Origin of the sequence: Pseudomonas maumuensis (assembly GCF_019139675.1) — a bacterium.
GTDB lineage: Bacteria > Pseudomonadota > Gammaproteobacteria > Pseudomonadales > Pseudomonadaceae > Aquipseudomonas > Aquipseudomonas maumuensis.
The window spans coordinates 2,206,752-2,225,135 of record NZ_CP077077.1 but is presented as its reverse complement, the minus strand read 5'-3'; the positions used below and the strand labels follow the sequence as shown (position 1 = coordinate 2,225,135).

At 64.9% G+C, this 18,384-nt stretch carries 14 protein-coding genes; 12 read left to right on the top strand and 2 right to left on the bottom strand.

The features are described from left to right. Window positions 1-43: 43 nt before the first annotated feature. A complete protein-coding gene (gene icd, locus KSS90_RS10230) occupies window positions 44-1,300 on the bottom strand; it encodes an NADP-dependent isocitrate dehydrogenase (RefSeq protein WP_011533427.1) in 1,257 nt (418 codons plus the stop codon). Window positions 1,301-1,759: 459 nt separating this feature from the next. Between icd and KSS90_RS10225 the strand changes: the two genes are divergently transcribed. The 7 genes from KSS90_RS10225 (at window position 1,760) to KSS90_RS10195 (ending at window position 9,524) form a co-directional block, all read left to right on the top strand. Continuing rightward, complete coding sequence (locus tag KSS90_RS10225; protein WP_217869269.1) at window positions 1,760-3,985, top strand: NADP-dependent isocitrate dehydrogenase; 2,226 nt, start codon at window positions 1,760-1,762, stop codon at window positions 3,983-3,985. A 104-nt stretch (window positions 3,986-4,089) separates the two neighbouring features. Continuing rightward, window positions 4,090-4,530 carry an NUDIX hydrolase gene (locus KSS90_RS10220; RefSeq protein WP_217869268.1) on the top strand — a complete coding sequence of 147 codons (441 nt, stop codon included), beginning with the start codon at window positions 4,090-4,092 and terminating at the stop codon, window positions 4,528-4,530. Window positions 4,531-4,581: 51 nt separating this feature from the next. Further along, on the top strand, window positions 4,582-5,706 hold the full coding sequence (gene mnmA, locus KSS90_RS10215; RefSeq protein ID WP_217869267.1) for a tRNA 2-thiouridine(34) synthase MnmA: 1,125 nt from the start codon (window positions 4,582-4,584) through the stop codon (window positions 5,704-5,706). After that, window positions 5,703-6,329 carry a high frequency lysogenization protein HflD gene (gene hflD / locus KSS90_RS10210; protein ID WP_217869266.1) on the top strand — a complete coding sequence of 209 codons (627 nt, stop codon included), beginning with the start codon at window positions 5,703-5,705 and terminating at the stop codon, window positions 6,327-6,329. Before mnmA ends, hflD begins: the two co-directional genes overlap by 4 nt. A gap of 149 nt (window positions 6,330-6,478) precedes the next feature. Further along, a complete protein-coding gene (purB, locus tag KSS90_RS10205) occupies window positions 6,479-7,849 on the top strand; it encodes an adenylosuccinate lyase (protein ID WP_046856178.1) in 1,371 nt (456 codons plus the stop codon). An 81-nt stretch (window positions 7,850-7,930) separates the two neighbouring features. Then, window positions 7,931-9,097, top strand: a complete 1,167-nt coding sequence (locus KSS90_RS10200; RefSeq protein ID WP_217869265.1) for a ribosomal protein uL16 3-hydroxylase — start codon at window positions 7,931-7,933, stop codon at window positions 9,095-9,097. Continuing rightward, window positions 9,090-9,524: a GNAT family N-acetyltransferase gene (locus KSS90_RS10195; RefSeq protein ID WP_217869264.1), complete on the top strand. Its 435-nt coding sequence runs from the start codon at window positions 9,090-9,092 to the stop codon at window positions 9,522-9,524. The genes KSS90_RS10200 and KSS90_RS10195 overlap by 8 nt, the downstream gene beginning before the upstream one ends. A 201-nt stretch (window positions 9,525-9,725) precedes the next feature. Here KSS90_RS10195 and KSS90_RS10190 read toward each other — a convergent pair whose 3' ends face one another. Beyond that, window positions 9,726-11,576, bottom strand: coding sequence for a polyurethane esterase (locus tag KSS90_RS10190; RefSeq protein ID WP_217869263.1), 1,851 nt, complete (start codon window positions 11,574-11,576; stop codon window positions 9,726-9,728). Window positions 11,577-11,813: 237 nt separating this feature from the next. Here KSS90_RS10190 and KSS90_RS10185 point away from each other — a divergent pair, with 237 nt between their 5' ends. The 5 genes from KSS90_RS10185 (at window position 11,814) to KSS90_RS10165 (ending at window position 17,979) form a co-directional block, all read left to right on the top strand. Next, on the top strand, window positions 11,814-13,760 hold the full coding sequence (locus tag KSS90_RS10185; protein WP_217869262.1) for a DNA topoisomerase III: 1,947 nt from the start codon (window positions 11,814-11,816) through the stop codon (window positions 13,758-13,760). 77 nt (window positions 13,761-13,837) lie between these two features. After that, entirely contained in the window at window positions 13,838-15,127 is a 1,290-nt protein-coding gene (locus KSS90_RS10180) for an NAD(P)/FAD-dependent oxidoreductase (protein WP_217869261.1), read from the top strand. Next, the gene (locus tag KSS90_RS10175; protein WP_217869260.1) at window positions 15,120-15,671 is read left to right on the top strand and encodes a helix-turn-helix domain-containing protein; all 552 of its coding nucleotides are present in this window, start codon (window positions 15,120-15,122) and stop codon (window positions 15,669-15,671) included. The genes KSS90_RS10180 and KSS90_RS10175 overlap by 8 nt, the downstream gene beginning before the upstream one ends. A 10-nt stretch (window positions 15,672-15,681) precedes the next feature. Beyond that, the gene (locus KSS90_RS10170; protein WP_217869259.1) at window positions 15,682-17,034 is read left to right on the top strand and encodes a glutamine synthetase family protein; all 1,353 of its coding nucleotides are present in this window, start codon (window positions 15,682-15,684) and stop codon (window positions 17,032-17,034) included. Between the two features lie 171 nt (window positions 17,035-17,205). Beyond that, window positions 17,206-17,979, top strand: a complete 774-nt coding sequence (locus KSS90_RS10165) for a TSUP family transporter (protein ID WP_217869258.1) — start codon at window positions 17,206-17,208, stop codon at window positions 17,977-17,979. The last annotated feature ends 405 nt before the right edge of the window (window positions 17,980-18,384 follow it).

Sequence of the window (18,384 nt, the reverse complement as noted above, 5' to 3'; positions counted from 1 at the left end):
GTCGCCCCTTTAATTAAAGAGGCGACCGGTTTTTTTGCCCCGCTTACATGTGCTTGATCAGCGCCTCGCCAAAGCCCGAGCTGCCGACCAGGGTCGCGCCATCCATCAGGCGTTCGAAGTCGTAGGTCACGGTCTTGGCCGCTATGGCGCCATTGGTGCCCTTGATGATCAGGTCCGCCGCCTCGGTCCAGCCCATGTGCCGCAGCATCATCTCGGCCGACAGAATCACCGACCCCGGGTTGACCTGATCCTTGCCGGCGTACTTCGGCGCGGTGCCGTGGGTGGCCTCGAACATGGCCACGGTGTCCGACAGGTTGGCTCCCGGCGCGATGCCGATGCCGCCCACCTCCGCCGCCAGGGCGTCGGACAGGTAGTCGCCATTGAGATTGAGGGTGGCGATCACATCGTACTCGGCCGGGCGCAGCAGGATCTGCTGGAGCATGGCGTCGGCGATGGCATCCTTGACGATCACTTCGCGGCCGGTGCGAGGGTTCTTGAACTTCATCCACGGCCCGCCATCGAGCAGTTCGGCGCCGAACTCGTCGCGGGCCACCTCATAGCCCCAGTCCTTGAAGGCACCTTCGGTGAACTTCATGATGTTGCCCTTGTGCACCAGGGTCAGCGACTTGCGGTCGTTATCCACCACATATTGCAGGGCCTTGCGCACCAGGCGCTTGGTGCCTTCCTTCGACACCGGCTTGACGCCGATGCCGCAGTCCTGGTCGAAGCGGATCTTGGTGACCCCCATCTCCTCCTTGAGGAATTTGATCACCTTGTTCGCCTCGGGCGAGCCGGCCTTCCACTCGATGCCGGCATAGATGTCCTCGGAGTTCTCGCGGAAGATCACCATGTCGACGTCGCCTGGCTTTTTCACCGGGCTCGGCACGCCCTGGAACCAGACCACCGGACGCAGGCACACATACAGGTCGAGTTGCTGGCGCAACGCCACGTTGAGCGAGCGGATGCCGCCACCGACCGGTGTGGTCAGCGGCCCCTTGATCGACACCACATAGTCTTTCACCGCATCCAGGGTTTCCTGGGGCAGCCAGGTGTCCTGGTCATAGACCTGGGTGGCCTTCTCGCCGGCATACACCTCCATCCAAGCGATCTTACGCTTGCCGCCATAGGCCTTCTGCACGGCGGCGTCGACGACCTTGATCATCACCGGCGAGACATCCACGCCGATACCGTCGCCTTCGATGTAGGGAATGATGGGGTTGTCGGGAACATTGAGCGAATGGTCTGCATTGACGGTTATCTTGGCACCATCAGACGGAACCTTGATTTTCTGGTATCCCATGCTGCACTACTCCGCTTTTCCTGGTGTGATTGGAAATCGTGCGATCCACTGAGCCTAAACCACATCTGCCGACCTGCAAGCTCGCTGCCACGACAGCCGGAAAAGGACTGGAAAATCCCCCGACAGCCTGCGGCAACACGCCACATTGCCCCTACGTCTTTGGTCTTATAAATGCGCTGATACCACTTCGCCTTGCTGATTAGCCCAAAGGGTTTGATATACTCCGGCGCGACCATAGGGTCATCGGGGCGAACCCTAGGAAAATGCGGCTCGCCCTTGGTCATGAATGACCGCAAAGCCTGGGTCGTTACCGCGGCCCAGCACTTGACGCTCGACTGATGCATCCACCATCACCGCTCGCAGCCTCTCGACTTTCCGCTCATGGCGTCGCCAGGGCGAAGCGCCTACCCTGCGCACCTCGAGACTCGAGTACGCTCAGCACATAGAGAGTTAACCCGCATGCCCACCCGTTCCAAGATCATCTACACCTTCACCGACGAAGCCCCCGCCCTCGCCACCTACTCGCTGCTGCCGATCGTCGAGGCCTTCACCGCCTGCGCCGACATCGCCGTCGAAACCCGCGACATCTCCCTGGCCGGCCGCATCCTCGCCGCCTTCCCGGAGCAACTGGGCGCCGAGAAGCAGGTAGGCGATCACCTGGCGGAACTGGGCCAGCTGGCCACCACCCCTGAAGCCAACATCATCAAGCTGCCGAACATTTCCGCTTCGGTTCCACAGCTGAAGGCCGCGATCAAGGAGCTGCAAGCCAAGGGCTTCAACATCCCCGACTACGCCGACGAGCCAGCCAGCGCCGAAGAGAAAGAATCGCGCGCCCGCTACGACCGCATCAAGGGCAGCGCCGTAAACCCGGTCCTGCGCGAAGGCAACTCCGACCGCCGCGCGCCGCTGTCGGTCAAGAACTACGCCCGCAAGCACCCACACAAGATGGGCGCCTGGGCCGCCGACTCCAAGTCGCACGTTGCCCACATGACCCAGGGCGACTTCTACGGCAGCGAGAAGGCCGCTCTGATCGAGGCTGACGACAGCCTGCGCATCGAGCTGGTCGGCAAGGACGGCAGCACCACCGTGCTGAAAGAAAAGACCGCCGTCAAAGCTGCCGAAGTGATCGACTGCGCCACCATGAGCCGCAAGGCCCTGAAAGCCTTCATCGCCGAGCAGATCGCCGATGCCAAGGCCTCCGGCGTGCTGCTGTCGGTACACCTGAAAGCCACCATGATGAAGGTTTCCGACCCGATCATGTTCGGCGTGATCGTCGAAGAGTTCTACGGCGACGTACTGACCAAGCACGCAGCCGCACTCGGCCAGGTGGGCTTCAACGCCAACAACGGCATCGGCGACCTGTACGCCCGCATCAAGGACCTGCCTGCTGAAAAGCAAGCCGAGATCGAAGCCGACATCCAGGCCCTGTACGCCGTTCGCCCGGCCCTGGCCATGGTCAACTCGGACAAGGGCATCACCAACCTGCACGTACCGAGCGACGTCATCGTCGACGCCTCGATGCCGGCAATGATCCGCGACTCGGGCAAGATGTGGAACACCGCAGGTGAGCTGCAGGACGCCAAGGCCGTGATCCCGGACCGCTGCTACGCCGGCATCTACCAGGCCACCATCGAAGACTGCAAGGCCAACGGCGCCTTCGACCCGACCACCATGGGCAGCGTGCCGAACGTCGGCCTGATGGCGCAGAAAGCCGAAGAGTACGGCTCCCACGACAAGACCTTCCAGATCAAGGCCGACGGCGTCGTGCGCGTGGTCGACGGCAAGGGCAAGGTCGTCCTGGAGCAGAACGTCGAAGCCGGTGACATCTTCCGCATGTGCCAGACCAAGGACGCGCCGATCCAGGACTGGGTCAAGCTGGCCGTCAACCGCGCCCGCCTGAGCAACACCCCGGCGGTGTTCTGGCTGGACCCGGCCCGCGCCCACGACGGCGTGATGATCGAGAAGGTGCAGCAGTACCTGAAGGATCACGACACCGCCGGCCTGGACATCCGCATCCTGGCCCCGGTCGACGCCATCAAGTTCTCCCTGGCCCGCATCCGCGAAGGCAAGGACACCATCTCGGTGACCGGCAACGTGCTGCGCGACTACCTGACCGACCTGTTCCCGATCATGGAGCTGGGCACCAGCGCCAAGATGCTGTCGATCGTGCCGCTGATGAACGGCGGTGGCCTGTTCGAGACCGGCGCCGGCGGTTCGGCACCAAAGCACGTGCAGCAGCTGGTTGAAGAGAACTTCCTGCGTTGGGACTCGCTGGGTGAGTTCCTGGCCCTGGCCGCTTCCCTGGAGCACCTGGGCAATACCTACGACAACCCGCGCGCCAAGGTCCTGGCCAACACCCTGGACCAGGCCACCGGCAAGTTCCTCGACACCAACAAGTCGCCTTCGCGCAAGGTTGGCGGTATCGACAACCGCGGCAGCCACTTCTACCTGACCCTGTACTGGGCAGAAGCACTGGCCGCCCAGTCCGACGACGCCGCCCTGCAGGCGCGCTTCGCCCCGCTGGCCAAGACCCTGAGCGAAAACGAAGCGACCATCGTCGCCGAGCTCAACGCTGTCCAGGGCAAGCCGGCCGACATCGGTGGCTACTACGCCCCGGATGCCGAGCTGACCGCCAAGGTAATGCGCCCAAGCCAGACCCTGAACAGCGCCATCGCCGCACTGTAAGGCTCGCTTGACGTAACAACACAAACCCCGGCCACGCACCGGGGTTTGTGCTTTCTGGGGCTGGGTCTGTTGCGCAGCCCCCAGCATGCAAAAGGAAAACCCCAATGACCTGGCAACCCCACATCACTGTCGCCACCGTCGTCGAACACGAGGGCAAGTTCCTCTTCGTCGAGGAATTCAAGGCCGGCCAACATGTCTTCAACCAGCCCGCCGGCCACCTCGAAGCCAATGAAACCATCACCCAGGCCGCCCTGCGCGAAACCCTTGAGGAAACCGCCTGGGAAGTCGAGCTCACCGGCGTGGTCGGTATCTACCTGTACACCGCCCCCAGCAACGGCGTCACCTACCAGCGCATCTGCTTCGCCGCCCGCCCTGTGCGCCATCACCAGGACCGCGACCTGGACAGCGACATCGTCCGCACCGTATGGCTGACCCGCGACGAACTGCTGGCCGAGCCGTCGCGCTGGCGCAGCGAGTTGGTGCCCCGCTGCCTCGACGACTACCTCAAAGGCCCGCTGCACAGCCTTGACCTGCTGCGCGACTGACGCCGGTTTGATAGAATCGGCGTTTTTCCCCTCTGATACACACCGGTAGCCATGACCAGCCCAGCACTCAAAGACCCCGCCAAGACCCGCGTCATCGTCGGCATGTCCGGCGGCGTGGACTCTTCCGTCTCCGCCCTTCTGCTCATGGAGCAGGGCTACCAGGTGGAAGGTCTGTTCATGAAGAACTGGGAAGAGGACGACGGCACCGAATACTGCACCGCCCGCGAAGACCTGGCCGACGCCCAGGCCGTGTGCGACCGCATCGGCATCAAGCTGCACACCGCCAACTTCGCCGCCGAGTACTGGGACAACGTGTTCGAGCACTTCCTCGAGGAGTACAAGGCCGGCCGCACGCCGAACCCGGACATCCTCTGCAACCGCGAAATCAAGTTCAAGGCCTTCCTCGACTACGCCCTGTCCCTGGGCGCCGACCTAATCGCCACCGGCCACTATGTGCGCCGCCGCGACACCGGCGAGCTGACCGAGCTGCTCAAGGGCCTGGACCCGAACAAGGACCAGAGCTACTTCCTGCACGCCGTCGGCGGCAAGGAGATCGCCCGCACCCTGTTCCCGGTGGGCGAACTGGAAAAGCCCGAGGTGCGCGCCATCGCCGAAAAACACGGCCTGGCCACGGCCAAGAAGAAGGACTCCACCGGTATCTGCTTCATCGGTGAGCGCCGTTTCAGCGACTTCCTCAAGCAGTACCTGCCGGCCCAGCCGGGCGAGATCCAGACCACCGAGGGTGAAGTGATCGGCCAGCACCACGGCCTGATGTACCACACCATAGGCCAGCGCCAGGGCCTGGGCATCGGCGGCCTGAAGGACGCCGGCGACGAGCCGTGGTACGTGCTGGAAAAAGACCTTTCGCGCAACGTGCTGGTGGTCGGCCAGGGCAACGAGCACCCGTGGCTGTTCTCCCGCGCCCTGCTGGCCTCGGAAATCTTCTGGGTCAACCCGATCGACCTGTCCAGCCCGCGCAAGCTCACCGCCAAGGTGCGCTACCGCCAGGGCGACCAGCAATGCACGCTGGAGCAGACCGCCAGCGGCTACCGCGCAGTGTTCGACGAGCCGCAGCGCGCCGTCACCCCGGGCCAGTCAGTGGTGTTCTATGACGGCGAGGTATGCCTGGGCGGCGGCGTGATCGAAGTCGCCGAGCCCTGGAGCCCGCGCCCATGAACAACCTCCAGGAGCAACTGATTGCCCTGGGCGGCGTGTTCCAGGCCGCCGTGCTGGTGGACCGCATCGCCCGCACCGGCCAAGCCAGCGAAGCCAATATCGGCTGCATGCTCGGCAGCCTGCTGGTGGTCGACCCCAAGGACACCCTGGAAGTGTTCGGCGGCGACGACCTCAACCTGCGCGACGGCTACCGGGCGCTGGTCGGCGCCCTGGAGCGCGACCCCAGCAGCCTGAAACGCGAGCCGCTGCGCTACGCGCTGTCGATGCTGGGCCTTGAGCGGCAACTGAACAAGCGTGGCGACCTGCTCGACACCATCGGCAACCGCCTGCCGCAGATCCAGTCCCAGGCCGAGCATTTCGGCCTGGTTCATGAAAACGTCATCGCCTCCAGCGGAGCCTTGTACCAGGACACCCTGAGTACCCTGCGCCAACGAATCCAGGTGCATGGCGACATGCGTTTCCTGCAGCAGGCCAGCAACGCCTCGAAGATCCGCGCCCTGCTGCTGGCCGGTATCCGCGCCGCGCGCCTGTGGCGGCAACTGGGCGGGCACCGCTGGCAGTTGGTGCTCAGTCGGCGCAAGCTGCTCAACGAGCTGTACGGCATGATGCGCACCGCCGATTGAAATATGCCGTGGTAGCGGCGCACCGCCGCTACCACGCCAGATACCACACGCTTCGAAATGGCCCGACCTTTGGTCAGCCACCCGACCCGGGCGCGTTTTTCATGTATGATATGCGCCCTTCCAAAAGCCTGACTGTCCGAGAACACCCCATGCAGCTCTCCTCGCTCACTGCGGTTTCCCCTGTAGACGGCCGTTATGCCGGCAAAACCCAGGCCCTGCGCCCCATTTTCAGCGAATTCGGCCTGATCCGTTTCCGCGCCCTGGTCGAAGTGCGCTGGCTGCAGCGCCTGGCCGCCCACCCGCAGATCGGCGAAGTACCGGCGTTCAGCGCCGAAGCCAACGCCGTGCTGGACAGCCTGGCCACCGACTTCAAGCTCGAGCACGCCGAGCGCGTCAAGGAAATCGAGCGCACCACCAACCACGACGTCAAGGCCATCGAGTACCTGCTCAAGGAGCAGGCCGCGCAGTTGCCTGAGCTGGCCAAGGTCAGCGAGTTCATCCACTTCGCCTGCACCAGCGAGGACATCAACAACCTGTCCCACGCCCTGATGCTGCGTGCCGGCCGTGACGAAGTGCTGCTGCCACTGATGCGTCAGATCGCCGAAGCGATCCGCACCCTGGCCCACACCCACGCCGCCGTGCCGATGCTGTCGCGCACCCACGGCCAGCCGGCTTCGCCGACCACCCTGGGCAAGGAACTGGCCAACGTCGTCTACCGCCTGGAGCGCCAGATCGCGCAAGTGGCCGCCGTGCCGCTGCTGGGCAAGATCAACGGCGCCGTGGGCAACTACAACGCCCACCTGTCGGCCTACTCGCAGATCGACTGGGAAGCCAACGCCCGCGCCTTCATCGAAGACGAGCTGGGCCTGGTGTTCAACCCCTACACCACCCAGATCGAGCCGCACGACTATATCGCCGAGCTGTTCGACGCCATCGCCCGCTTCAACACCATCCTCATCGACTTCGACCGCGACGTCTGGGGCTACATCTCGCTGGGCTACTTCAAGCAGAAGACCGTGGCCGGCGAAATCGGCTCCTCGACCATGCCGCACAAGGTCAACCCGATCGACTTCGAGAACTCCGAAGGCAACCTGGGTATCGCCAACGCGCTGTTCCAGCACCTGGCCAGCAAGCTGCCGATCTCGCGCTGGCAGCGTGACCTGACCGACTCCACCGTGCTGCGCAACCTGGGCGTGGGCTTCGCCCACAGCGTCATCGCCTACGAGGCCAGCCTCAAGGGCATCGGCAAGCTGGAAGTCAACGAAGCCCGTATCGCCGCCGATCTGGACGCCTGCTGGGAAGTCCTGGCCGAGCCGATCCAGACCGTGATGCGCCGCTTCAACATCGAGAACCCCTACGAGAAGCTCAAGGAGCTGACCCGTGGCAAGGGCATCACCCCTGACGCACTGCTGACCTTCATCGACGGCCTGGACATGCCGGCCGAAGCCAAGGCCGAGCTCAAGCAACTGACCCCGGCGACCTACATCGGCAACGCGGTGGCCCAGGCCAAACGCATCTAAGCTGCCCGTCGCGTGCAACGCCCGGCCTGGCCGGGCGTTTTTATTCCCGTACGAAAATTACGTTTTTTCAATAGGTTGAACATGAATTCTGATACTCCACTGCAACTGCTGGGCGGCCTCACGGCCCGTGAATTCCTGCGCGACTACTGGCAGAAGAAGCCACTGCTGGTACGTCAGGCCTTCCCTGACTTCGTCAGCCCCATCGACGCCGACGAGCTGGCCGGCCTGGCCCTGGAAGAAGAAGTCGAGTCGCGCCTGGTGCTCGAGCACGGCGAGCGCCCATGGGAGCTGCGCCGCGGCCCGTTCGCCGAGGACGCCTTCAGCGACCTGCCCGAGCGTGACTGGACCCTGCTGGTACAGGCCGTGGACCAGTTCGTCCCGGAAGTTGCCGAGCTGCTGGAAGAATTCCGCTTCCTGCCAAGCTGGCGCATCGACGACGTGATGATCAGCTACGCCGCGCCCGGCGGCAGCGTCGGCCCGCACTTCGACAACTACGATGTGTTCCTGCTGCAAGGCGACGGCACGCGCAACTGGAAAGTCGGTCAGATGTGCAACAGCGACAGCGCGCTGATCGACCACGCCGACCTGCGTATCCTCGCTGACTTCAAGCAGAGCGACGAGTGGACCCTGGAACCCGGCGACATGCTCTACCTGCCGCCGCGCCTGGCCCACTACGGCGTCGCCGAGAGCGAGTGCCTGACCTACTCGGTCGGTTTCCGCGCCCCGAGCGCCGCCGAAGTGCTGACCCACTTCACCGATTTCCTCGGCCAGTTCCTGCCGGATGAAGAGCGCTACAGCGATGCCGACGCCCAGCCGGTCAGCGACCCACACCAGATCCAGCACGATGCCCTCGACCGCCTCAAGGCGCTGATCGACAAGCATATGTCCGACAAGGACCTGCTGCTGACCTGGTTCGGCCAGTTCATGACCGAGCCGCGCTACCCTGAACAGGTTGTCGGTGAGGAGCTGAGCGAGCAGGACCTGATCAACTACCTCGAACAGGGCGCCGTGCTGATCCGCAACCCAAGCGCACGCATGGCCTGGTCCGAGCTCAACGACGATCTGATGCTGTTCGCCAGCGGGCGCAGCTGCCCACTGCCGGCCAAACTGCGCGAACTGCTCAAGCTGGTGTGCGCCGCCGATGCCCTGCACATCGACAACCTTGGCCAGTGGCTGCAGGACGAAGACGGCCTGATGCTGGTACAACAGCTGGTCATGCAAGGTAGCCTGGGATTCGCCGATGAATAAGATCAGTGTTCGACTGGCCGACTGGCACAAGGACAATGCCGACATCCACCGCATCCGCAGCGCCGTGTTCGTCGCCGAGCAGCACGTGCCGCCGGAGCTGGAGTTCGACGCCGAGGACCCGACCGCCGTGCATTTCCTGGCCATGGAGGGCGACTACCCGATCGGTACCGCCCGCCTGCTGCCTGACGGTACCATCGGCCGGGTCTCGGTGCTCAAGGACTGGCGCGGCCTGAACGTGGGCGATGCGCTGATGCGCGCGGTGATCATCGAGGCGCAGAACCGCGACCTCAGCCAGCAGATGCTCAGCGCCCAGGTGCATGCAACGCCGTTCTACGAGCGCCTGGGGTTCCGCGTGGTCAGCGAGGAGTTCCTCGAGGCTGGCATCCCGCATGTGGACATGGTTCGGGATTCGCGCGAGATCGCCTGAGCAACGGGCCGGCTAGCGCCGGCCATCGCCGGCAAGCCGGCTCCCACACCGACCGCGCCGCTCTCAAGCCAAGCGCCATCCCTGTGGGAGCTGGCTTGCCAGCGATGAGGCCCTTACAAACAGCACACGACAATTGCTCCCACAAACAGCGCTTTGCCTGAGGGAGCCAGCTTGTCGTGCCGACGAACCGCAGCCCCAGGATCAGGCAATCACGATCTGCCCATCCCCAACCCCCTGCCCCGCAATCCCCACCAGCGTCACGCTGTCCCCGCCGAACTTCAGCACCAGGTCATCCCCCACCTGGCTGGCATGTGTACGCCAGTCCGGCGCGGCGGTGCCGCCTTCCACGCCAATGAACACCAGCCGGTCCTGGCCGGTAAAGTCCAACACCCGGTCCTGGCCGAAATGGCCGCTGAACAGGAAGGTGTCGCGCCCCCCGCCACCTAACAGCACATCGTTGCCCGTGCCGCCGACCAGCACGTCATTGCCGGCGCCTCCCTGCAGCCGGTCGTCACCGCCCAGGCCGAACAGCCACTGGCCCTGGTTGCCCGCCACCAGCTGGTCGCCTGCCTGGGTGCCGTTGAGCGAGGACGCATAGGGGGTGATCTTGCCGCTTTCGAACAACCCCTGCGCCGCCACCCCGTGACTGACTTCCTTGCTGAAGATCAGCAGGCTCGACTCCTTGCTCACCAGGCTCTCGACATTGCGCACCAGGCTGATGCCGCCCGCGGCATCGCGCACGTACAGCGTGCCTTCGCCATCCCGGGCGATGCTCAGGTTGGCCAAGGCATCCTGCAGCTTCAGGGTGTCATGGCCGGCGCCGCCGTCGATCAGGTTGAAACCGCCGTCATCGCGGAAGGTATCGTTGCCGGCCCGGCCTTCGAGGTAGTCGTTGCCGCGCCCGCCATGGATCAGGTCGTCCTTGTCCGAGCCGATGATGAACGTACTGCCCTTGTGCGGCTCGGCATTGCGGTTGAGGTCCTCGACCCAGGTCGAGCCACGGGTCACGTCCGACAGGTTGCTGACCAGGATGGTCGAGTCGCGGCTGGTCCACTGATAGAAGGAGGAGTCCAGCACACGCCCAAGGCCATCGGTGTAGGCCGTCGGCAGGTGCGACAGCCAGGTGGCGATGTTGCCGATGGAGAACGGCAGCAGGTTCCAGGCGTCGGACGCGTAGTGGTCATTGAAGTTGACGATGTTGTTGGTGGCCGAGGCCTTGGCGCCGTCATGCACGCCCAGGGTGCCCCAGGTCGCCGAGGTGCCGTCGAGCACACGGAACACCGGGTCGTTCTCGTAGCCGATATTGAGCACCTTGCTGGCGTCGGCGGCCTGGGTTGGCGAGGCGAAGGCGACGTAGCGCGCATCCTGGTAGAAACCGCCCCAGCGCGAGCCGCTCAGGTCGGCCAGGCTGTTGACTGCCAGGCCGCCGAGGCTGTGACCACTGACGGTGATATCCGCGCCGCTCAGGCCATTGGCCTTGGCAAAGGCCGCCACGTCGGCGAGCAGTTGCCCGAATGCGTTGCCGGCGTAATCACGGGCATAGCCTGCCGGGCCAATCGCCGCCAGCAGGTCGTTGATGGCGTCACCGATGGTGTCGCCCAGCAGGTTCTCGCGTGGGCCGCTGGTGCCGCGAAAAGCGATGCCGATACCGCTGAGCTGGCCGGCGGCATCATAGCGGCCGAGGATCTCCACCTGCGCCGAGGTGTAGCCCGGCGCTTCGCCGTGGAAGGTACCGCGGGCGTCGGTCTTGCCCTGGTAGCCCAGTTGCGCCGCGCTGATCGGCGACCAGCCGGCGGCCTTGACCTGGGCCAGGGCCCGGGCTTCGGAGTCGGGGTTCCAGGGGATGCCGGGGATCACGCCCTGGCTGTCGGTGCCGCCGATCAGCGCCTTGACCAGCGTGGCCGGCAGGCCAAGGCCGAAGCCGTACTTCTGGTAGCCGGCGCTGAAGCCATCGTCGATGCCATGGTAGGCGTAGGTGGCCAGCGCCATGGCGTCCTTGTACAGCGCAGAGGAGGCAGTGCTGTCGAGCTGTCGGTAATCGAATACGGGCATTGGTTTACATCCCTGTTGTTCTTGTAGGAAGGACACCCCAGCGACATCGTCCGGTGACACGACTGACGGGCGAAAGGCAAAGCTGGCACGCATTTGCCACCTCGTCCAACCCGAAGGGATGACGTCCCTGCCAAAGATGCGGGCAAAAAACCTGTACATGCATACAGATAAAACTTGCCTGCGCGCCCTGGCTTGCGCATCCTAGGGGCCAACTTTCACGATGAAGCGTTTTCGGCCATGCGCCTCTTTCTCTGCGAAAAGCCCTCCCAGGCAAAAGACATCGCCAAGGTTCTCGGCGCCCAGCGCCGGGGCGATGGCTGCTGGCAAGGCACCGATGTCTGCGTGACCTGGTGCATCGGCCACCTGCTGGAGACCGCGCCGCCGGACAGCTACGACGAGCGCTACAAACGCTGGACCCTCGAAGACCTGCCGATCATCCCGCAAAAATGGAAGATGACGGTCAAGCCCAAGACCGCCAGCCAGTACAAGGCGGTCAAGCGCCTGCTGGGCGAGGCCCGGGAACTGGTGATCGCCACCGATGCCGACCGCGAGGGCGAAATGATCGCCCGCGAACTGGTCGAGCACTGCCGTTACCGCGGGCCGATCCAGCGCCTGTGGCTGTCGGCGCTGGACGATGCCTCGATCCGCAAGGCGCTCGGGCGCCTGCTGCCCGGCCAGGAAACGTTCAGTCTCTACCATTCGGCCCTGGGCCGCTCACGGGCCGACTGGCTGATCGGCATGAACATGAGCCGCCTGTTCACCCTGCTCGGCCGTCAGTCCGGCTACCAGGGCGTGCTGCCGGTGGGCCGGGTGCAGACTCCGACGCTGCGCCTGGTGGTGGACCGCGACCGCAGCATCGCCGATTTCGTACCCGTGCCGTTCTGGGCCATCGACGTGCAACTGGAAAGTGCGGGCGCCGTGTTCAACGCCCAGTGGCGCGCCCCCGAGGACGCCTGCGACGATCAGGGCCGCTGCCTGAAGCAGGACATGGCGCAACAAGCCGCAGCCGACATGCAGGCCGCCGGCAGCGCCCGGGTGCTGAAGATCGCCACCGAACGGGTGCGCGAAGCCGCGCCGCTGCCCTTCGACCTTGGCACCCTGCAGGAGCTGTGTTCCAAGAAGCTCGGCCTCGGCGCCCAGGAGACTCTGGATATCGCCCAGGCCCTGTACGAAACCCACAAGCTCATCACCTACCCGCGCAGCGACAGCGGTTACCTGCCCCTCAGCCAGCATGGCGAGGCCGCTGCCATCCTCGCCGCCTTGCAGCGCGCCGACAGCAGCCTCGCGCCACTGCGGGACTACCTGGATCCACAGCGCCGTTCGCGGGCGTGGAACGACCAGAAGGTCAGCGCCCACCACGGCATCATTCCCACCGCCGCCGCCAGCGACCCGGCGCGCCTGCCACCCAAGTACAAGGCGGTGTACACCCTGATCCGCGCCCGCTACCTGGCGCAGTTCCTGCCCAACCACGAGTACGACCGCACCCAGGCCGAGTTCGATTGTGCCGGCCATGCGTTGCGGGCGGTGGGCAAGCAGATCGTCGAACCGGGCTGGCGCCGGGCATTGCCCGAGGCACTGACCCCGGCCAAGGGCCGCGAGGCGCCACCGGCCCAGGTGCTGCCGGCGTTGCGCGAAGGCCAGGACTGTTCAGTGCGGGACCTGCAGCTGAAGGACCTGTGGACCCAGCCTCCCAAGCCCTTCACCGAAGGCGATCTGATCAAGGCCATGAAGAACGTCGCCAAGCTGGTGGACGACCCCAGGCTGAAACAGAAGCTCAAGGAAACCACCGGCATCGGCACCGAGGCCACTCGCGCCAGCATCATCCAGGGCCTGCTCGACCGTGGCTACCTGGTCAAGAACGGCAAGGCCCTGTCGGCCACGCCTGCCGCCTTCAGCCTGATCGACGCCGTGCCCCGGGCCATCGCCGACCCCGGCACCACGGCGATCTGGGAGCAGGCGCTGGACATGGTGCAGAGCGGGGAAATGAGCCTCGAGGAGTTCGTCGCCCGGCAATCGGCGTGGATGGGCAAGCTGGTGCAACGTTGCAGCGGCATGCGCCTGACCATCAGCGGGCCGGCGGCGGGCAAGGCTGCAACGCCCTGGAAAAAGAAGCGCAAAAGCACAGCGAAGGGCAAAGCCACAGCTGGCAAGCCCAGGCAGCCCCGGCGCAAAACAGCGACCTAGCGTCCCGACTGGCGCTGTGAAAATCCTCTGCTATTTTTTCATGAAAATAATCAGAAAAAATTTCACGAGGCCCCGGCATGTTCAAGCAATCCGCCCAGCACGTCGCCAGCTACTACGCCCGCACCTACGCCGCCACCATCCCCTTGCGCCCCACCCTGCAGGGCGCCCACGACACCGACATCCTCATCGTCGGTGCCGGCTTCAGCGGCCTGCATACGGCCCTGCGCCTGACATTGGCCGGCCAGCGTGTAACCCTGCTGGAAGCCAGCCGGGTGGCCTGGGCCGCCTCGGGCCGCAACGGTGGCCAGGCGCTGCTGGGCTGGTCGTGCGACATGCCACCGCTGGAGCGAGCCCTGGGCCTGGAGCGCAGCCGGCGCCTGTGGGACAGCATGTGCTGGGCCGCCCGCGAGCTGCGCGAACTGCCCCAGCGCCATGGCTTCGACGTCGATTACCGCCTGGGCAGTCTGTGGACCGCCGTGTTGCCGCGCCGGGTAAAACTGCTGGAGGAGGCGCGGCGAGAAGCACAGGAGAAGTTCGACTACGACTGCCTGCGCCTGATCGGCCGCGAGGAGCTACCCGAGTGGATCGACAGCCCCCGCTACCAGGCCGCGCTGTATGACCCCAATGGCGCCCACCTCAACCCGCTGAAGCTGGCCCAAGGCCTGGCCGCCGTGATCGAAGCGCACGGCGGGCAGATCTACGAGCAGAGCCAGGTGATCGGTTACCAGGAACACGCCGACGGCTTCGCCGCCCGCACCGATCAGGGCGAGGTGCGCAGTCGCGTAATGGTGCTGGCCTGCAACGCCTATATCGACCGCCTCGACCGCGCGCTCTCGCGTCGCCTGCTGCCGGTGGGCTCCTACCAGGTGGCCACGGCGCCGCTGGACGCCGACTTCGCCGCCTCGCTGCTGCCACACAACAGCTGCGTGATCGACAACCAGTTCGTCCCCGACTATTTCCGCCTGACACCCGACCACCGTCTGCTGTTCGGCGGTGGCTGCACGTACCTCGGTGGCATCCCCAAGGACGTCGCCGGCGCCACCCGGCCGTACCTGGAGCGGGTGTTCCCACAGTTGCAAGGGGTCGCCATCGAGCATGCCTGGGGCGGCCACATCGATTGCAGCATCCAGCGCACGCCGGATATCGGGCGCCAGGGTCAGCGTTACTGGCTGCAGGGTTTTTCCGGCCACGGCGTACTACCGACCCTGGCCGGTGCACGCGCGGTCAGCGACGCGATCCTCGGTGACGACGACCTGCTGAAGCTTTACCAGGGCATCGACAACGGCCGCTTCCCCGGTGGCGACCTGCTGGCCGCGCCGCTGGAGGCGGCGGCCAAGGCCTGGTACAGGATGCGCGATCATGTCTGACGATATCCAAGCCCTCGCCCGCCAGGTACGCGACCTGCGCAAGCATCGGGGGTTGACCCTCGACGAACTGGCAACTCGCGTCAACCGCTCGCTGGGCTTCCTCTCCCAGGTCGAACGCGGCCTGTCGCGGCCCACGGTGGCCGACCTGACCGCCATCAGCGAAGCGCTGCGCGTACCTACCACCTATTTCTATCAGGCCGTGCCGCCCCGCGAGATCGACTGGGTGACCCGCCCCGGCGAGCGACGCACCCTGTACTACGCCGCCGGAGTCACCGACGTACTGGTCTCGCCGACCCTCAATGGCCGCTTCGCCATGCTCGAAAGCCACCTGGCACCCGGCGCCAGCAGTGGCGAGGGGCACTTGGATGACAGCTCGGAACAAGGCGGCTTCGTCCTCGAGGGCGAGCTGACCCTGTGGCTCGAGGGCCGCGATGACGCCGTCACCCTCAGCCGCAACGACAGCTTCCAGCTGCCACCCCACAGCCAGTTCCGCTACGCCAACCTGACCGCCCGAACGACCCGGGTTCTCTGGGTCTTCCGTTGAGAGCATGCCAATGACAAGTACAACAGGCTTCCCCGATCTGCTCAGCGAAGTGCGCGCCTTCCGCGCCCGACACCCCGATGTGCGCTATGTCGACCTGCTCAGCCTGGATATCCCCGGGCATTTCTACGGCAAGCGCTACCCCATCGACATGCTGGAAAAAGTCGCCGCCGGCAGCCCGCTCAAGCTGCCGCAGAACTGCGTACTGCTCGGCGTGCAGGGCGGGCTGTTCCCGATCGGCGACTACTGCTTCAACGACGGCGACCCGGACGCCCCGCGCCGCCTGGTGCCCGGCACGCTCAAGCCGGTGAGCTGGGAGCGAGAGCCGCTGGGGCAGATGCTGATCACCTCGGACGGCACTGCGGCGCCCATTGAGTTCGAGCCCCGCGAGGTGCTGGCCCGCGTCCTGCAGCGCCTCGAACGCCGAGGCATCCGCCCGGTGGTGGCGTTCGAACTGGAGTTCTACCTGTTCGACAAGACGCTGAAGGAGGGCCTGCCGCAGTTCCCCCGCGACCCGGCCAGTGGTGATGCCGACGACCAGCCGAACATGCATATCGAGCGCCTGTCGCGGTTTTCCGATGTGCTGCGCGAAATGGTCGAGACTGCCAACGCCCAAGGGGTGGACGCCAATGTCATCACCGCGGAACTGGGCCCCGGCCAGTTCGAGATCAACTTCGGCCATTGCGACGATGGCCTGCGCGCCGCCGACTGGGCGGCGCTGTTCTGCCGCAGCACCCGAGGCGTGGCGCTCAAGCACGGGCTGCGCGCCTCGTTCATGAGCAAACCCTATCTGCACGCGCCGGGCAGCGGCATGCATGTGCATGTCAGCCTTTACGACCCGGCGGGCAACAACCTGTTGTCTGCCGATAACCAGCGGCCGCTGCGCCACGCCGTGGCCGGTTGCCTGGCGCTGCTGCCGCATTGCATGCCGATCTTCGCCGCCAACCACAATGCGTTTCGTCGCTATGGGGCCATGGTCAACGCCGCCAGCCGCGCGAGCTGGGGCTTCGAGGATCGCGACGCCTGTATCCGTATCCCGGAGTCGGATGCACGCAACCTGCGGATCGAGCATCGACTGGCCGGGGCGGATGCCAATCCGTATCTGGTACTGGCGGCGATCCTGTGCGGTATGGAGCACGGGCTGGATGCCGCACAGGAGCCCATCGCGCCGTTGAACGAGGACCGTGGCAGCGGGATCGATTTTCCCAAGGACATGCTCGGCGCGGTGGCAGCGATGCGTGGGCATCCGGCGGTCAACGAGGGATTGGGCGCGGAGTTCGTGATGGTCTATTGCGAGAACAAGCGCCAGGACCATCTGGCGTTTCTCAATGAGGTCAGTGCGCGAGAGTATCGCTGGTTCCTGTAAGCCTCACCGGACTCATCGTTGCCGAGCCCCACAGATGGAGCGCGATACCTGTGGGAGCCGGCTTGCCGGCGATGAGGCCAGAACTGGTAACAGCGACCACGGGGTATTACCATGCACCACCTCTAGCGCGGCCTTTTGCCGCACCCCGTCGCCCAGCCTGCCCGTGCCCTCATGCCTTTCGAACTCACCGTAGAACCGCTCACTCTGCTGATTCTCGCCCTGGTCGCCTTCGTCGCCGGCTTCATCGACGCCATCGCCGGCGGAGGCGGCCTGCTGACCACCCCAGCACTGCTCACCGCCGGCATGCCGCCACACCTGGTGCTGGGCACCAACAAGCTCAGCTCTACCTTTGGCGCCGCCACGGCCAGCATCACCTATTACCGGCGCAAGCTGTTCCACCCGGGGCAGTGGCGCCTGGCGATCGTCGGCACCCTGGTGGGCGCGTTGATCGGTGCGGTGGTAGCTCACTACATGCCGGCCGAGTGGCTGAACAAGATGCTGCCGGTGGTGGTGTTCGCCTGCGGTGTCTACCTGTTGTTCGGTGGCACGCCAAAGGCGCCGGTGGACGCCGACGCGCCGATCAAAAGAAAGTGGCAGTTTCCGCAGGGCTTCACCCTGGGGTTCTACGACGGCGTTGCCGGGCCGGGTACCGGTGCCTTCTGGACCGTGAGCACGTTGCTGCTCTATCCCATCGACCTGGTTCGGGCCAGTGGTGTGGCGCGCAGCATGAACTTTGTCAGCAACATTGCGGCGCTGACGGTGTTTGTCATTTCAGGGCAGGTGGATTACATCGTTGGGTTGTGCATGGGGGTGTCGGTGATGGTCGGGGCGTTTTTCGGGGCGCGGACGGCGATCAGTGGGGGTAGCAAGTTCATTCGGCCGGTGTTTATTACTGTGGTGCTGGCGTTGACTGTGCGGTTGGCTTGGCAGCATTGGTTTGGGTAAGGGCTGGATTTGGATTTGGATCGATTGTTTTTATTTTTGCATACATATTCTTGAAATGTGTCGACATCTAGTCACCTTTTCGCCTTTACGGCGACCTACTTTTGCTCTTGGGCAAAAGTAGGCAAAAACCGCTGGCTCCATTCATACGGCCCCTACGCTGCGCTCCGGGGTTCCCTCGCTCCGTTCTTGCTCCCGTGGGTACCGCGCTGAACGCCCCATCCTGGGGCGCAGCGCTCGACGGCCATCCATGGCCGTCGCCCCACTACGCAAGAACTCCGCTCGGCCTCCTGAAGTCGCAATTGGTGGCGCCTGGACTATCGCGCACTTAGAAGCAAGATCAAGAGCAGATCAAGAGCAGATCAAGAGCAGATCAAGAGCAGATCAAGAGCAGAACTTGTGGTTTTT

Coding starts and splice junctions, on each gene's coding strand:
- purB (WP_046856178.1), top strand. CDS start 6,479: ATGCAGCTCTCCTCGCTCACTGCGGTTTCCCCTGTAGACGGCCGTTAT.
- mnmA (WP_217869267.1), top strand. CDS start 4,582: ATGACCAGCCCAGCACTCAAAGACCCCGCCAAGACCCGCGTCATCGTC.
- KSS90_RS10220 (WP_217869268.1), top strand. CDS start 4,090: ATGACCTGGCAACCCCACATCACTGTCGCCACCGTCGTCGAACACGAG.
- KSS90_RS10195 (WP_217869264.1), top strand. CDS start 9,090: ATGAATAAGATCAGTGTTCGACTGGCCGACTGGCACAAGGACAATGCC.
- KSS90_RS10175 (WP_217869260.1), top strand. CDS start 15,120: ATGTCTGACGATATCCAAGCCCTCGCCCGCCAGGTACGCGACCTGCGC.
- KSS90_RS10170 (WP_217869259.1), top strand. CDS start 15,682: ATGACAAGTACAACAGGCTTCCCCGATCTGCTCAGCGAAGTGCGCGCC.
- hflD (WP_217869266.1), top strand. CDS start 5,703: ATGAACAACCTCCAGGAGCAACTGATTGCCCTGGGCGGCGTGTTCCAG.
- KSS90_RS10180 (WP_217869261.1), top strand. CDS start 13,838: ATGTTCAAGCAATCCGCCCAGCACGTCGCCAGCTACTACGCCCGCACC.
- KSS90_RS10165 (WP_217869258.1), top strand. CDS start 17,206: ATGCCTTTCGAACTCACCGTAGAACCGCTCACTCTGCTGATTCTCGCC.
- icd (WP_011533427.1), bottom strand. CDS start 1,300: ATGGGATACCAGAAAATCAAGGTTCCGTCTGATGGTGCCAAGATAACC.
- KSS90_RS10200 (WP_217869265.1), top strand. CDS start 7,931: ATGAATTCTGATACTCCACTGCAACTGCTGGGCGGCCTCACGGCCCGT.
- KSS90_RS10185 (WP_217869262.1), top strand. CDS start 11,814: ATGCGCCTCTTTCTCTGCGAAAAGCCCTCCCAGGCAAAAGACATCGCC.
- KSS90_RS10225 (WP_217869269.1), top strand. CDS start 1,760: ATGCCCACCCGTTCCAAGATCATCTACACCTTCACCGACGAAGCCCCC.
- KSS90_RS10190 (WP_217869263.1), bottom strand. CDS start 11,576: ATGCCCGTATTCGATTACCGACAGCTCGACAGCACTGCCTCCTCTGCG.